The following is a 14,856-nucleotide window of genomic DNA, read 5'->3' on the forward strand; positions in this document are numbered from 1 at the left end:
TCACAGCAGCTCCACTTTCGGCAGCCAGACGCGAATCAGCGAGAACAGGCGGTCGAGGTCGATGGGCTTGGCCAGATAATCGTTGGCGCCGGCGCGCAGACAGCGCTCCTGGTCGTCCTTCATCGCCTTGGCAGTGACTGCAATGATCGGCAACTTGGCGAATTGCGGGTCCTTGCGGATCTCTTGCATCGCGGTAAAGCCGTCCATTTCCGGCATCATGATGTCCATCAGCACCAGATCGATGTCATCCACGTTCTGCAATTGCGTGATGGCTTCATGGCCATTGCGGGCGATTTCGATCAGCGCACCCTTTTGCTCCAGCGCACTGGTCAGGGCAAAGACGTTACGCACATCGTCATCGACCACCAGGATCTTGCGGCCCTCGAAAGCCTTTTCACGGCTGCGCACGCTCTTGAGCATCTTCTGTCGCTCGGGCGGCATGTCCGATTCGACCTTGTGCAGGAACAGCGTGACCTCGTCGAGCAGCCGCTCGGGCGAGCGTGCACCCTTGATGATGATCGAACGCGAATACTTCATCAGTGCCGCTTCTTCATCGCGGGTCAGGTTGCGCCCGGTATAGACGATCACGGGCGGGAAGGAGCAGATGTCCTCGCGCGCCATGCGTTCGAGCAGTTCGTGACCGTCCATGTCGGGCAGCTTGAGGTCGATGACCATACAGTCGAATACGGTCGAGCGCAGGTGTTCGAGGGCTTGCGCGCCGAACTCGACGGCGGTGATTTCCACGTCCTCGTCCTCGATCAGACGCGCCATGCTTTCACGTTGCAGTGCGTCGTCCTCGACCAGCAGGATGCGTTTGACCTTTTGCGCGAGCTTGGCCTCCAGCCGCTTGAACACCTCTTTCAGCTCATCTCGCGTAGCCGGCTTGATGGCATAGCCGATAGCCCCCATCTGCAGCGCAGTCTCCTTGCGGTCCTCGACAGAGATGATGTGCACCGGGATATGCCGGGTGGTCGGGTTTTCCTTGAGCCGTTCGAGAACGGTCAGGCCGGAATGGTCGGGCAGGCGCATGTCCAGCAGGACGGCATCGGGTCGGTACTGCACGGCCAGGTCGAAGCCCTGATCGGCATTCTGCGCGAGCAGACAGCTGTATTTCAGCTCGTGGGCCAGATCGCGCAGGATACAGGCGAACTGCGGTTCGTCTTCGATCACCAGCACCGAACGTTCGCTGAAGGGGAAGTTCCTGCGATCATCCTCCAGCGCCATCGGTGCCGGCTCAGTCGTGACGGGCGGCGCTGGCGGCATCGTTGCCTGGAGCAGCGGCGCCGCGACGGCTGCGACGGGCGCCGGCAGTTGCTCCGCCGCAGGCTCGCTGTAGTTTTCCGGCACGATCAGGGTGAACAGGCTGCCGCCTCCCGGCGCGCTGTCCACTTCGATGGTGCCACCGAGCAACTGGGCCAGTTCGCGGGAAATCGACAGGCCCAGACCGGTACCGCCGTAACGCCGGTTGGTGGTGCCATCGGCCTGACGGAAGGCTTCGAAGATCACCGCCTGCTGCTCTTCAGCGATGCCGATGCCCGTATCGCGCACGGCAAAGGCGATGTGACCTTCGTCATGGCGGCTGATCCGCAGTTCGACCGAGCCCTTGTCAGTGAACTTGAAGGCATTCGACAGAAGATTCTTGAGAATCTGTTCAAGCCGCTGGCGGTCGGTGTACAAGCTCGTCGGCAAGTCGCCATCGAGGGTGACCTCGAAGCGCAGCGACTTTTCCAGCGCCTGAGCCAGGAACAGACTTTTCAAGCCGTCGAGCATGCGCGCAAGCACCAGCAGTTCAGGATGCACGTCGAGCTTGCCGGCCTCGACCTTGGAAATGTCGAGGATGTCGTTGATCAGGGTGAGCAGGTCATTGCCCGCCGAGTAGATGGAGCGCGCGAACTGCACCTGATCACCGCTGAGGTTGCCCTCGGGGTTGTCTGCCAGCAGCTTGGCCAGGATCAGCGAGCTGTTGAGCGGTGTGCGCAGCTCGTGGGACATGTTGGCGAGGAATTCGGACTTGTAGCGACTGGCGCGCTGCAGGTCCTCTGCGCGCTCTTCAAGCATCAGCTGGGCATCATGCAGATGGCGGTTCTTCAGGTCCATTTCGTCACGCTGGCGCGCCAGTTCCTGAGCCTGCTCGGCAAGCTGCTCATTGGTCTGTTCCAGTTCGGCCTGCTGTTCTTCCATATGCGCCTGCGACTCGCGCAGTGCACTGGATTGCTCTTCGAGTTCTTCGTTGGCCGCGCGCAGCTCTTCCTGCTGAACCTGCAATTCCTCGTTGAGCTGCTGGGTTTCGGCCAGCACATGCTGCAGACGCTGGCGATAGCGCGCCGCTTCGATGGCCGAACCGACGCTCTCGCTGATGCGCCGCAGCAACTCGCTGTCCTCTTCACGCAAGGGCCGCAGAAAGCCCACTTCCAGCACCGCATTGAGCAGGCCGCTGTCTTCCACTGGCATGATCAGCAACGACTGCACATCAGTGCTGCCCAGCGCCGAACTGACCTTCAGATAACCTGGCGGAATGTTCTCCAGCGCCATCGCCCGGCGCTCGAGCGCAGCCTGACCGACCAGGCTCTCGCCGAGCTCCAGCGTCCGTGCCCGGTCCGCGCTGCCCTTGCTCCAGGCGAACTCGGCGACACGCTGCAGCTTGCCATCCTGGGTCACATACAGCGCGCCGACGGCGACGCCCAGGTAGCCGGAAAGGAAGTTGAGGATGTTCTGGCCCAACATCGGCAACGTCTGCTCGCCGATGATCGACTCGCTCAGCTGCGTCTGCCCGGTGCGATACCAGGCCTGCTTTTCCAGCGCAGCCGCATGCGCCTGTTGCTGACTCAACGAGCTGGCATAGCTGTCGGACAGGCTGAGCAGGTCGCGCCGACCGAAATACACCAGCAAGCCGCTGAAGATCAGGCTGAACAGCAGAAAAGCGCCGATCAGCAAGGTGGTGATCGTTTCCGAGGTATCGGTGCGTTCTTCCCTGGCCTGGCGCTCGCTGGCAACGAATTCAGCAAGCAGCCGGCGCTGTTCCTGCTTCAATTCCAGGCCTCGCTGGCTGCGGATGTAGTCGGTTATCGGCTCGTTCAGGGCACGACGGGCAATGGCTGTTTCGGCAAACTCGGCCCATTCGCGTTGCAGTGCGGCAATACGCTCGATGCGATTGAGCTGTACCAGATTATTGCTGGCGTACGCCTTCAGTTGCTTCAGTTCGTCGGTCAGCAGGGGCAATTCGCGTCGGTAGGGTTCGAGAAAGATGTCCTCGCCAGCGATCAGATAACCGCGCATCGAAGCCTCCAGGTCGCCGATTATTTTCAGCGTCTCGTGAGCGTGTGACACGCCCCGGACCGACTGATCGACCCAGTGACTGACGTTCAGCAGGTAGTAGACGATGGCGCTGAAGAAGAACGCGCTGAGAAATCCGAAACCAAGCGGCACGGCCACATTACGGTTGAGAATGCGCCTGAACTGGTTTTGTTCGATGAAAGAGTCGCCCATGTGATTCCTTTCCAGTCGCTGCACGATGGCGGTTGGTGACAGTTGCCTTCGGCAAGCTGATCGATGCGTCGTACGGTAAACGCTTTGTTCTCGACGCGTTCGAGGTTTTTGTCAGGAAACAAGCCAGCTGGCGACTCTACCACCGGCCTGTTTACCAGCACAAAAAGCCTGACGAATAGCCGGGCTCTTTGGCGTATCAACCACTGCTTGGCAAGTGCCGGGAAACTGTCAGCGCCGGGCGATGATCCAGACCGCGTGCACGATTCCCGGAATGTAGCCCAGCAGCGTCAGCAGAATGTTCAGCCAGAACGCCCCGGCAAAACCGACCTGCAGGAAAACACCCAACGGTGGCAAAAGAATCGCGATCAGTATGCGTAGCAGATCCATCTTCAATGTCCTCTCAGCAGAAAACCCACGCTGAATCGACCCGAACGCTGTCGACGGGTTCCGTAGTGAGGGAACGAGAAAGGTCATCGCAGAAAGGAAAGCGGCAACCGCCACCGGGGCAGCGGTTGTCGGAATCAGCGGCAACCGTTTGAGTCGCCGAGGCGCAACCAAGCGCAAAGGGAAAGAGACGCGACTGGCCAGGGTTGGGCCAGTCCTGCTGCGTCGATGCGAGCCGCCTTGTGAGCCATACGCACCACCAAACTTACGCTTAGCAAGCTAACCATCTCAGAAATAACGAACCGCTGCCATTCGCTGAAAGTCGAACATGGACCGTGACGCGAATCTTCCACGAAAAGCTCACGAAGGCAGCTGGCTCGTGCAACAGGTCATTAGGCTATGGCCTTGGGAAAAGGCTGCAAGGCCCTCCCATCATGGCCACTTGCACGCCTGCGCTGTAGGAGCGGGCCATGCCCGCGAAGTCAGGCACCGGCGCGGCTGCTTTCGCGAGCATGGCTCGCTCCGACAAGAAGCAGCCGAGCTTTCGAGGCTCTGTTGACGTTTCACGGTGAGCCACGTCGCCGCGTTCAGCCATACTGCGATAGACACGTTCCTGCCCAGGAGACTCCCGATGCCGATGCGCCCCACCACTGTCCTTGCCCGCCTGCTGCTCGTCAGCCTGTTGCTGAGCCTGAGCGCCTGTGCGCTGTTCACCCCGCGCGATCCGTTGAATGTGCAGGTCGCCGGTATCGAGCCGCTGCCCGGTGAAGGTCTGGAACTGCGCATGCTGGTAAAGCTGCGGGTCCAGAACCCCAACGATATAGCCCTCGATTACAACGGCGTGGCGCTCGAACTGGAGGTCAATGGTCGACGTCTGGCCAGCGGCGTCAGCGACCACCAGGGCAGCGTGCCACGCTTCGGTGAAAGCCTGTTGCAGGTGCCGGTAACCGTCTCCGCCTTCTCGGCGGCGCGCCAGGCGTTCGGGCTGGCCGAGCGCCTCGGTCAGGAGCAGGTGCCCTATGTGCTGCGCGGCAAGCTGGCCGGCGGTCTGTTCGGCACCCAGCGCTTCGTCGAGAAAGGCACGCTGAAGCTGCCCGACGTCAGCACCAACCCCTATCGGCGCGTGCCCTGAAAGGGCACACGACACTCACGAGCTACTCGCAACAGCGACCCGCCCGGCAACGGTTCGCCTCGTGGGTCGGGTCTTCCTGCATGAGTTTGCGGGTGACGCCGTTGGTCCAGCCGAAACCGTCCTGCAGCGGGTATTCGCCGCCGCCGGCATGCTCGGTGCAGGCTCGCAGGACATACTTCTCCACCAGCTTGCTTTCCCGCTCGAAGAGGTAGGCGACGATACCCAGCCAGCGCTCCTCGATCTGCAGCGCCAGCGCGTCCTGGCCGTAATGCTGCAGCCCACGGATGCCCATCCATTGCAGGGGCGCCCAACCGTTGGGGCGGTCCCATTGCTCGCCGCTGGCACTGCTCTCGGTGGTTGCCAGGCCTCCGGGGGCAAGCAGGCGCCGCCGCACGATATCGGCCACGCGCTCGGCCTGAGCGGAACTGGCCGCCTGCACGAACAAGGGTGTCAGCGTCGCCGCCGTAAGATTGTCGCGCTGCCTTTGCAGCGTCCAGTCATAGTCGAAATAGGCGCCCTCGCGCTCGCTCCACAGGTAACGGTCGATGGCCGCCAGGCGCGCCTCGGCACGCAGGCGGAATGCCCTGGCGTGGTCATCCTGCCCCTTCACCTCGCTGAGTCGGGCGATCTGGCATTCGAGCTTGTAGAGAAAGCTGTTCAGATCCACCGGGATGATGCAGGTGGTGCGGATGCTCGACAGCTGCTCGGAGTCGTCCAGCCAGCGGGAGCTGAAATCCCAGCCGGATTCAGCGCCTGCGCGCAGGTCGCGGTAGACCTCGTGCGCCGGGCGGCCCGAGGCCCGCGCGGTTTCGATATCTTCCCGATAGGCCTCTTCGCGCGGCGTATCACGCTCGTCCCAGTAACGGTTGAGTACACTGCCATCGGCCAGACAGACGCAGCGCTGACTCACCTCACCCAGTCGCAACGCGTCGCCACCCGCCATCCAGAAGGCATGTTCCTTGAGCAGTTGCGGCAGGTAATCACTGGCGCGATGCACGCCGTGCTCCTCGAACAGGTCGGTCATCAACGCGAACACCGGCGGTTGCGAGCGGCCCAGGTAATAGGTGCGATTGCCGTTGGGTACATGGCCGTAGGTATCGATCAGGTAGGCGAAGTTGTCAGCCATGGACCGCAGCAGATCGCAATGCCCACTCTCGTCCAGCCCCAGCATGGTGAAGTACGAATCCCAATAGTACAGCTCGGTGAAACGCCCACCCGGCACCACGTAGTCATGCGGCAGTGGCAACAGCGAGGAGTGCGCCGGATGATCCTGTGGATGCCGGATCAGCACCGGCCAGAGCCGGTCGATGTGATCGCCGAGGCTGTCGTCGGGGTTGGCGACGAATTCCTTGGACGGCATTTCGAACGTGCTGAAATGCTCCGCGACAAAGGCCGGCAAGTCGAAATCCGGATCATCACAGCGCGCCCGATAAGTCTCCAGAATCTCCTCGGGATGCTGGCGCGGCGCGCAATCGACGAAGGTCTTGCTGTCAGAAAAGACGCGCTGCATCTGCACCGCGATGAAGAGTTCCTGATAACGATCCGCCGGCGTCAGGGTGTCGGCAGCGGAAACCGCATGAATATCATGATTGAAGGGTGGCTCATTGCAGGAGATCCGGTCGCTATCGGTCATTGTTCGCTGTAGTTCCATAGCAGTCCCCCATCGATCACCAGGGTAGTGCCGGTGATGTAGCTGGCTTCGTCAGAGGCGAGAAAGGCCACCGCGCCGGCCACGTCTCGCGGCTGGCCGAGGCGCCCGGCGGGGATGTTGCCGAGCAGCCTGGCGAGCTTGTCCGGTTGGTTCATCAGGTCGCGGTTGAGCGGTGTCTCGATTGCCCCCGGTGCGACGTTGTTGACGGTGATGCCCAGCGGCGCCAGCTCGATGGCCAGGTTGCGCATGAACATCTTCAGTCCGCCCTTGCTGGCGCAATAGCTGGTGAAGTTGGGAAATGGCAGCTCTTCGTGAACCGAGCTGTTGTTGATGATCCGCCCGCCACGGTCACTATCGCGCAAATGCCGCGCAAAGGCTTGGGTGAGGAAAAACGGACCGCGCAGGTTGACGCTGAGCACCCGGTCGTAATCCGCTTCGTCGACTTCGAGAAACGGGCTGTGCCGCTGCACCCCGGCGTTGTTGACCAGGATATCGAGCTGGCCCATCTGCGCGACCGCCTCGTCCACCAGCCGGCGGCACTCGGCGACTACGCCAATATCGGCGCCGATGAAGCAGACCCGGCGCCCCAGGGCGCGAATCCGTTCGACGGTCTCGCGTGCCTCGCCGCTGTCCTCCCGGCCATTGACGATCAGGTCGGCACCCTCCTCGGCCAGGCGCACGGCGATGCCGCGACCAATCCCCTGGGAACTGCCAGTGACCAGGGCAATCCTGTTCAGCAATTTCATCATGCACCTCATCTGGACCTCATTACCTGTGACGACCAGCCCTGCGCTGCGGTTCAACGGCGCATGTTTGCAGATGCTTCACGGCCCTGTGCAAGGGGCTCGCAACGGCAGACAGACAGCTCCATCAGGCGCAGAATGGCGAGCTCTCCGTTGCTCATTCAGGACATCCATGGCCACCGCCGACTTACGCAAGGGCTATCTGCTGGGGCTGACGACCTTCTGCATCTGGGGTCTGTTCCCGCTGTATTTCAAAGCCGTCGAGCAATATGCCGCGCTGGAAATCGTCACCCAGCGTGCCATCTGGTCGGCGCTGTTCGGCTCGCTGGTGCTCCTGTTCTGGAGGCATCCCGGCTGGTGGCAGGAGCTACTCGCGCACCCGAAAAGAATCGCCGTGCTGATGATTTCCAGCGTGCTGATCGCCAGCAACTGGCTGATCTATGTCTGGGCGGTGAACAACGGCCATATGGTCGAGGCAAGCCTGGGCTACTACATCAATCCGCTGGTCAATGTGGTGCTGGGCCTGCTGATCCTGCGCGAGCGACTGCGACCCTTGCAGTGGCTGGCGGTGGCCATGGCGGCCCTCGGGGTCGCACTGCAACTGATCACGCTGGGTGAATTTCCCTGGGTGTCGATTGCGCTGGCGTTGAGCTTCGGCAGCTACGGCCTGCTGCGCAAGCAGGCGCCCGTGGCGGCCTTGCCCGGCCTGGTGGTGGAAACCTGGCTGCTGTTGCCGCTGGCGCTGGTCTGGCTGTTGTTCTTCGGCAGCGGCCCGAGCACCGAACCAGCATTCTGGACCACGCTCGACGCACTTTGGCTGGTGGCGGCGGGGCCGGTGACGCTGGTTCCGCTGCTGTGCTTCAACGCGGCGGCACGGCACCTGCCCTACTCGACCCTGGGCTTCCTGCAATACATCACGCCGACCCTGCTGCTGATTCTTGCCGTGTGGGTGTTTCACGAACCCTTCCCGGCTGACCGCCAGCTGGCCTTTATCTGCATCTGGGCGGGGCTGGCGGTATACAGCTACGATGCCTGGCGAATCATGCGCAAGGCGGTGTGAGCGACAGGTTTCAAGCTGCCTTTCGAGATGCGCGAAAGAGCTGCAAGGCATTGATACCCCTGAGAAGTCACCCCTTTCAGTGGACTGATTTTCCCCTGCGCTTCATGTAGTATCGACCGGCCCGGACTACAAGAAATTTTGCGGCCCGACAGATTTTAAGAAAACCAAGTGAGGCGAGTAATGACTGAGCGCGTTCAAGTCGGTGGCCTGCAGGTCGCCAAAGTCCTGTATGACTTCGTCAACAACGAAGCGATCCCTGGCACTGGCGTCGATGCCGCGGCTTTCTGGGCCGGTGCCGACAGCGTCATCCACGATCTGGCGCCGAAGAACCGCGCGCTGCTGGCCAAGCGTGACGACCTGCAGGCACAGATCGACGCCTGGCATCAGGCCCGTGCCGGCCAGGCTCATGACGCCGTAGCGTACAAGGCCTTCCTGCAGGAAATCGGCTATCTGCTGCCCGAAGCCGAAGACTTCCAGGCCACCACCCAGAACGTCGACGAAGAAATCACCCGCATGGCCGGCCCACAGCTGGTGGTGCCGATCATGAACGCCCGCTTCGCGCTGAACGCCGCCAACGCCCGCTGGGGTTCGCTGTATGACGCGCTGTACGGCACCGACGCCATCTCCGAAGACGATGGCGCCAGCAAAGGTCCCGGCTACAACGAAGTTCGCGGCAACAAGGTCATCGCCTACGCCCGCGCCTTCCTCGACGAGGCCGCGCCGCTGGAAAACGGCTCGCACGTCGACTCCACCGGCTACCGCATCGACGGCGGCAAACTGGTCGTCTCCCTGAAAGACGGCAGCACCACCGGCCTGAAAGACCCGCAACTGCTGCTCGGCTTCCAGGGCGAAGCCAGCGCGCCGATCGCCGTGCTGCTCAAGCACAACGGCATCCACTTCGAGATCCAGATCGACCCGTCCAGCCCCATCGGCCAGACCGACGCCGCCGGCGTGAAGGACATCCTGATGGAAGCGGCGCTGACCACCATCATGGACTGCGAAGACTCCATCGCGGCCGTCGACGCCGACGACAAGACCATCGTCTACCGCAACTGGCTCGGCCTGATGAAGGGCGATCTGGTCGAGGAACTGGAAAAGGGCGGCAAGCGCATCACCCGCGCCATGAACCCCGACCGCGTCTACACCCAGGCCGACGGCAACGGCGAGCTGACCCTGCATGGCCGCTCCCTGCTGTTCATCCGCAACGTCGGGCACCTGATGACCAACGACGCCATCCTCGACAAGGAAGGCAACGAAGTGCCGGAAGGCATCATGGACGGTCTGTTCACCAGCCTCGCCGCCATGCACAACCTCAACGGCAATACCACGCGCAAGAACACCCGTACCGGCTCGGTCTACATCGTCAAGCCGAAGATGCACGGCCCGGAAGAAGTGGCCTTCGCCACCGAACTGTTCGGTCGCGTCGAGGATGTTCTCGGGCTGCCGCGCAACACTCTGAAAGTCGGCATCATGGACGAAGAGCGCCGCACCTCGATCAACCTCAAGGCCTGCATCAAGGAAGCGCGCGAGCGCGTGGTGTTCATCAACACCGGCTTCCTCGACCGCACCGGCGACGAGATCCACACCTCCATGGAGGCCGGCCCGGTGGTACGCAAGGCCGCGATGAAGGCCGAGAAGTGGATCAGTTCCTACGAGGACAACAACGTCGACGTCGGCCTGGCCTGCGGCCTGCAGGGCAAGGCGCAGATCGGCAAGGGCATGTGGGCCATGCCCGATCTGATGGCCGCCATGCTGGAACAGAAGGTCGGCCACCCGCTGGCCGGCGCCAACACCGCGTGGGTACCGTCGCCGACCGCCGCCACCCTGCACGCCATGCACTACCACAAGGTCGACGTGTTCGCCCGCCAGGCCGAACTGGCCCAGCGCACCAAGGCCTCGGTCGACGACATCCTGACCATCCCGCTGGCCAAGGACACCAACTGGAGCGAAGAAGAAAAGCGCAACGAGCTGGACAACAACGCTCAGGGCATCCTCGGCTACATGGTGCGCTGGGTCGAGCAGGGCGTCGGTTGCTCCAAGGTTCCGGACATCAACGATGTCGCGCTGATGGAAGACCGCGCCACCCTGCGTATCTCCAGCCAGCACGTGGCCAACTGGATGCGCCATGGTGTGGTCACCCAGGAGCAGGTCGTCGAAAGCCTCAAGCGCATGGCGCCGGTGGTTGATCGCCAGAACGAAGGTGATCCGCTGTACCGCCCGATGGCACCGAACTTCGATGACAGCGTGGCCTTCCAGGCCGCGCTGGAACTGGTCCTCGAAGGCACCAGGCAGCCCAACGGCTACACCGAGCCGGTCCTGCACCGCCGCCGCCGCGAGTTCAAGGCCAAGAACGGCCTGTAAACCGCACAGCAAGTCAGAGAAACCGCCCTTCGGGGCGGTTTTTTTATGGCTATGTCTCCGTTGCGGGTTGTTGGAGCAACCCTGTTTCCGGGAAGGACGGGACACTGAGCCCATGCCTGCGAAGCGATGCCCGAGCGGTTCCCTTCGCGGCCAAGGCCCCTCCCACGATGGCCGCGTACACCGCATACCCTGTGGGAGCGGGCCATGCCCGCGAATAGATGCCCGACCATCCTCTGTAGCGGACTTGTTAGCAATTTCGCGGCTGAAGCGCAACGCCACCAGCCGCCGCCCCCACGAAAAACCTGAATCCGCCCAACGGTATTCAACTTCTACCTGCGACAACCGATATATGACTCAAATTACAACTTCAGTCACAATATTTCCGACTGATGGCCTTTCGGTATCAGTTTCGCTTGCGTAGTATCCGCTGCCCTTCGTCCACCAATGTTCAAGAACTTCTCCCTGACCGCCAAGCTGCTGCTGGTGCCTGCCGTCGCCCTGTTCGGGCTGATTCTCTATGTGGGCTACACCTCCCTGCAGCTGTCGGCCACCGATTCGCGCCTGGTGGTTCTGGAAACCCGAAGCTACCCCACCCTGGAAAAAACCGATGCGGCGATCTTCCAGTTCTCGCGCATACCGGGGCTGCTCAACAATGCGGTGGCGGCTGGCGAAGCCGAAGTGCTCGGCGATGCGCGAGACGTGCTGCAGGATATCGATGTCCAGCATCAGGCACTGGCCGCGTTGCTGAGCGATCAACCGCAACGACACTCGGTGCTGGATAACTGGCGCAACGCCGTGAAGGGCTACGCCGACAACGCCTTCAACGCCTCGGCGAAACTGATCGACGGCAGCGCCTCGTTCGACGACCTGCGCCCGAGCCTCGACCGCATGGCAAGCGATCTGGCGCAGGCACAGAAACTGGCCGCCGACTTCCGCTCCGGTGCCTACGAGGACTTCCAGCAGACGCTCGCGCAGACCCGCGAAGCCAACGCGGCGACCACACGCCTGGGCATCATCCTCAGCCTCGCCCTGGTGACTCTGGTAAGCCTTGGCGCCTGGCTGGTGATCCGCAGCGTGATGGCCAACGTGCGCGGCGTGATCGCCTCGCTGCAGTCCATCGCCCGTGGCGACGGTGATCTGACCCAGCGCGTCAACGTCGAGTCGAACGATGAAATCGGCGCCATGATCGAACTGTTCAACGGTTTTCTCGACAAGCTGCAGGGCACCATTCGCCAGATCATCGAGGCGGCCTCCCCGCTGGGCCAGGTCTCGAAAGAGCTGTACAAGCTGACCCAGGGCTCGGAAGAAAGCGCCAAGTCACAACAGCGGCATACCGACTCCATCACCCGCGACATCCTCACCATGACCGGCAGCATCCAGGAAGTTGCGCAGCGCTCGCGCCAAGCCTCGGACGAAGCCAACGCCGCAGCCCGCCAGACGGCAGCGGCGCGCGAACATGTCGGCAGCCTTTCGAGCGGCATCAATGATCTGGGCGACAGCGTGCAGAGCGCCGTGCGGGCCATGGAGCAACTGGAGGAAGAAACCCAGGAAGTCGGCTCCGTACTGACCGTGATTCGCGCTATCACCGAGCAGACCAACCTGCTGGCACTCAACGCGGCCATCGAGGCGGCCCGCGCCGGTGAGCAGGGCCGGGGCTTCGCCGTCGTCGCCGACGAGGTGCGCAACCTGGCGCAGAAGACCGCCACCTCGACCGCCGAGATCCAGCAGATCATTCAGCGCCTGCAAACCAGCGCCAACACGGTGCTCGACGTGATGACCCGCAATGGCGAGAAATCCCGCGCGAGCATCGAACGCTCGCTGGAAGCGAACCAGCTGCTGGAGGCCATCGCCCAGACCGTCAACCAGATCGACGAACTCAACGCCGGCATCGCCCAGTTCACCCAGGAGCAGATCGGCCTGTCGAGTTCCATCCAACAAGAAACCCAAGTGTTGCAGCAGGACGCACAAGCAACCGCAAACGGCGCCGAAGCCACCGCTCGTCTTGGCGAGCAACTGGTCAGCACCGGCGACCACCTGCGGGCGGCCACCGCCCAGTTCCGTGTTTAACTTTGCTTAGGGGCATCACCGATGACCGCATTACGTGTCATGAGCCTGGCAGCCGCCTGCCTGGCCGCAACACCGGCGCTTGCGCTGGATCAGGGCGAATACCGCTTCAACGGCTTCGGCACCGTTGGCTTCACCCATCTGGGTGGCGAAGATGATGGCCGCAGCTATGGCATTCAGGGCCAGACCAACGACTCCTGGCGCGGCGACCAGCTGTCCAAGTTCGGCGCCCAGCTGAGCTACGTCCTGACCGATGCCGTCGGCGTGACCGTCCAGGCTACCGCCAAGGCCGAGCAGGACGAGTGGAAGGCCAACCTGGAGTGGGCCTACCTGTCCTGGCAGACCAGCGATCAACTGATGCTCCGTGCCGGGCGTCTGCGCAGCCCGGTCTACATGTATTCCGAAAGCCTCGACGTCGGCTACAGCTACCCCTGGCTGCGCCTGCCCGACGAGGTCTACAGCCAGGTCCAGGTGACCAATTACGAAGGCGTCGATGCGGTCTACACGCTTCCGCTGTCCTACGGTTCGGTGACTGTCCAGATTGCCGGCGGTCAGGCGAAGAACCGTGATTACTACGCCTACGACGAGCTGTTCGATATCGACTACGGCAACCTCTTCGGCGCCAGCCTGAGCCTGGCCACGAATGATTTCGGCACGCTGCGCATCGGCTACGTCGAAGCCGATATCAAGACCGATATCAGCGGCGTGGTAGACGCCAGCGCTATTGGCCAAGGCGCAAACGAATCACTCTCGCTGCTGAGCCTGGATAAAGAGAAAGGCAAGTTCATCTCGATCGGCTACCAGTACGACAACGGCACCTGGATCAGCAGCAACGAATGGACTTCGCGACAGATCGAAAACGACGGTATGAAAGCAATCGACTCCTTCTACCTGATGGGCGGTCGTCGCTTCGGCGATTTCCTGCCGCACCTGACCTACGCGCAACTGGACGACAACGGTGGTCGCCAGAGTTCCTGGACCCTGGGCCTGAACTACCAGGCGACCCCGACCGTGGTGGTCAAGGGCGAATACAAGCGCGTCGATACGTCCAATGGCTATGACGGCGTCTTCACCCGTAACGCCCAGGAGGTTTTCGACAACACGGTTCATGGCATGACTTCCGGTACCGCTGGTACCCCGGCCCGCAACTACGACGGCGACATCGTCTCCGTTGGCGTCGATTTCGTATTCTGAGGAGCGTCCAGATGAAAACATCCCTTCGCACCCTCTGCGCCGTCGCGCTGCTTGCCACGGTCTCCCTGGCTCAGGCCGAGGTCGCCGTGATCGTCAATCCAGGCGCGGCCAAAGCGCCTTCGCAAGCGGAAGTTGCCAACATCTTTCTGGGCAAGGACAAGTCCATGAAGGGCGTCGACCTCAAGGACTGGACCCCGGCCAAGGAAAGCTTTTACGCCACGGTCACCAAAAAGAACGAGTCGCAGCTGAAATCCTACTGGTCCGGCCTGATCTTCACCGGCAAGGGCCAGCCCCTGGCCAGTGTCGAGGACGATGCGGCCATGGTCGCCAGGGTCGCTGCCGAAGCCGATGCCATCGGCTATGTCGACAGCGCTGCGGTCAACGATTCGGTCAAGGTACTGTTCACCCTGCCGTAGCCACGCTGCCACATCAGAAAAAACCGCCTGCCCAGGCGGTTTTTTATTGGCAATACCCGAACCATCCGAGTGGCTCCGTTCGCGGCCAAGGCCCCTCCCACACAATGGCCCGTGCGCACCGCATACCCTGTGGGAGCGGACTTGTCCACGAGCTTTTATGCCCCGGCACCGAATATTCCGCGAAAAGCTCGCGAATGAATTCGAGCCTGCAAAAGCAGCCTTGTGCAACAGGCCATTGGGCCTTGGAAAAATGTGGTCCCGTTCGCGGGCATGGCCCGCTCCCACGATGAGCCAAGCCTGCTGATGTTACGCAGGCGCCCCAGCCGCCAAGCTGACACGGATCAGCCTGCCCCATTCCAGCCACG

10 protein-coding genes are annotated in these 14,856 nt (G+C 62.2%); 6 read left to right on the plus strand and 4 right to left on the minus strand.

What is annotated here, in order from left to right; translation table 11 throughout:
- Together ACYCFC_RS14355 and ACYCFC_RS14360 are read right to left on the minus strand one after the other, a co-directional pair.
- A complete protein-coding gene (locus ACYCFC_RS14355) occupies positions 1-3,486 on the minus strand; it encodes a response regulator (RefSeq protein WP_181083726.1) in 3,486 nt (1,161 codons plus the stop codon).
- A 228-nt stretch (positions 3,487-3,714) separates the two neighbouring features.
- Positions 3,715-3,873 (minus strand): YqaE/Pmp3 family membrane protein, encoded by a 159-nt coding sequence (locus ACYCFC_RS14360; RefSeq protein WP_037024013.1) that lies wholly within the window; start codon positions 3,871-3,873, stop codon positions 3,715-3,717.
- Between the two features lie 628 nt (positions 3,874-4,501).
- Here ACYCFC_RS14360 and ACYCFC_RS14365 point away from each other — a divergent pair.
- Complete coding sequence (locus tag ACYCFC_RS14365) at positions 4,502-5,002, plus strand: LEA/WHy family protein (protein ID WP_459652020.1); 501 nt, start codon at positions 4,502-4,504, stop codon at positions 5,000-5,002.
- Positions 5,003-5,024: 22 nt separating this feature from the next.
- On the opposite strand, the gene treF is transcribed toward ACYCFC_RS14365, so the two are convergent.
- A complete protein-coding gene (gene treF, locus ACYCFC_RS14370) occupies positions 5,025-6,635 on the minus strand; it encodes an alpha,alpha-trehalase TreF (protein WP_459652021.1) in 1,611 nt (536 codons plus the stop codon).
- Positions 6,632-7,399 carry an SDR family NAD(P)-dependent oxidoreductase gene (locus ACYCFC_RS14375; protein WP_459652022.1) on the minus strand — a complete coding sequence of 256 codons (768 nt, stop codon included), beginning with the start codon at positions 7,397-7,399 and terminating at the stop codon, positions 6,632-6,634. The genes treF and ACYCFC_RS14375 overlap by 4 nt, the downstream gene beginning before the upstream one ends.
- Before the next feature lie 169 nt (positions 7,400-7,568).
- Between ACYCFC_RS14375 and rarD the strand changes: the two genes are divergently transcribed.
- The 5 genes from rarD to ACYCFC_RS14400 all read left to right on the plus strand — a co-directional run bounded on the left by rarD (position 7,569) and on the right by ACYCFC_RS14400 (position 14,491).
- Positions 7,569-8,456: an EamA family transporter RarD gene (rarD, locus tag ACYCFC_RS14380; RefSeq protein WP_181083718.1), complete on the plus strand. Its 888-nt coding sequence runs from the start codon at positions 7,569-7,571 to the stop codon at positions 8,454-8,456.
- Between the two features lie 180 nt (positions 8,457-8,636).
- Complete coding sequence (locus tag ACYCFC_RS14385; RefSeq protein ID WP_459652023.1) at positions 8,637-10,817, plus strand: malate synthase G; 2,181 nt, start codon at positions 8,637-8,639, stop codon at positions 10,815-10,817.
- A 444-nt stretch (positions 10,818-11,261) separates the two neighbouring features.
- On the plus strand, positions 11,262-12,884 hold the full coding sequence (locus ACYCFC_RS14390) for a methyl-accepting chemotaxis protein (RefSeq protein WP_459652024.1): 1,623 nt from the start codon (positions 11,262-11,264) through the stop codon (positions 12,882-12,884).
- A gap of 21 nt (positions 12,885-12,905) precedes the next feature.
- Positions 12,906-14,075 (plus strand): hypothetical protein, encoded by a 1,170-nt coding sequence (locus ACYCFC_RS14395; protein ID WP_459652025.1) that lies wholly within the window; start codon positions 12,906-12,908, stop codon positions 14,073-14,075.
- 11 nt (positions 14,076-14,086) lie between these two features.
- A complete protein-coding gene (locus tag ACYCFC_RS14400; protein WP_181083709.1) occupies positions 14,087-14,491 on the plus strand; it encodes a type 2 periplasmic-binding domain-containing protein in 405 nt (134 codons plus the stop codon).
- The last annotated feature ends 365 nt before the right edge of the window (positions 14,492-14,856 follow it).

Source organism: Stutzerimonas sp. NM35, from assembly GCF_054604355.1.

Excerpts from the sequence above, each read along its gene's own strand:
- ACYCFC_RS14375 (WP_459652022.1), bottom strand. The coding sequence starts at position 7,399 with ATGAAATTGCTGAACAGGATTGCCCTGGTCACTGGCAGTTCCCAGGGG.
- ACYCFC_RS14390 (WP_459652024.1), top strand. The coding sequence starts at position 11,262 with ATGTTCAAGAACTTCTCCCTGACCGCCAAGCTGCTGCTGGTGCCTGCC.
- ACYCFC_RS14355 (WP_181083726.1), bottom strand. The coding sequence starts at position 3,486 with ATGGGCGACTCTTTCATCGAACAAAACCAGTTCAGGCGCATTCTCAAC.
- ACYCFC_RS14395 (WP_459652025.1), top strand. The coding sequence starts at position 12,906 with ATGACCGCATTACGTGTCATGAGCCTGGCAGCCGCCTGCCTGGCCGCA.
- ACYCFC_RS14400 (WP_181083709.1), top strand. The coding sequence starts at position 14,087 with ATGAAAACATCCCTTCGCACCCTCTGCGCCGTCGCGCTGCTTGCCACG.
- rarD (WP_181083718.1), top strand. The coding sequence starts at position 7,569 with ATGGCCACCGCCGACTTACGCAAGGGCTATCTGCTGGGGCTGACGACC.
- treF (WP_459652021.1), bottom strand. The coding sequence starts at position 6,635 with ATGACCGATAGCGACCGGATCTCCTGCAATGAGCCACCCTTCAATCAT.
- ACYCFC_RS14365 (WP_459652020.1), top strand. The coding sequence starts at position 4,502 with ATGCCGATGCGCCCCACCACTGTCCTTGCCCGCCTGCTGCTCGTCAGC.
- ACYCFC_RS14360 (WP_037024013.1), bottom strand. The coding sequence starts at position 3,873 with ATGGATCTGCTACGCATACTGATCGCGATTCTTTTGCCACCGTTGGGT.
- ACYCFC_RS14385 (WP_459652023.1), top strand. The coding sequence starts at position 8,637 with ATGACTGAGCGCGTTCAAGTCGGTGGCCTGCAGGTCGCCAAAGTCCTG.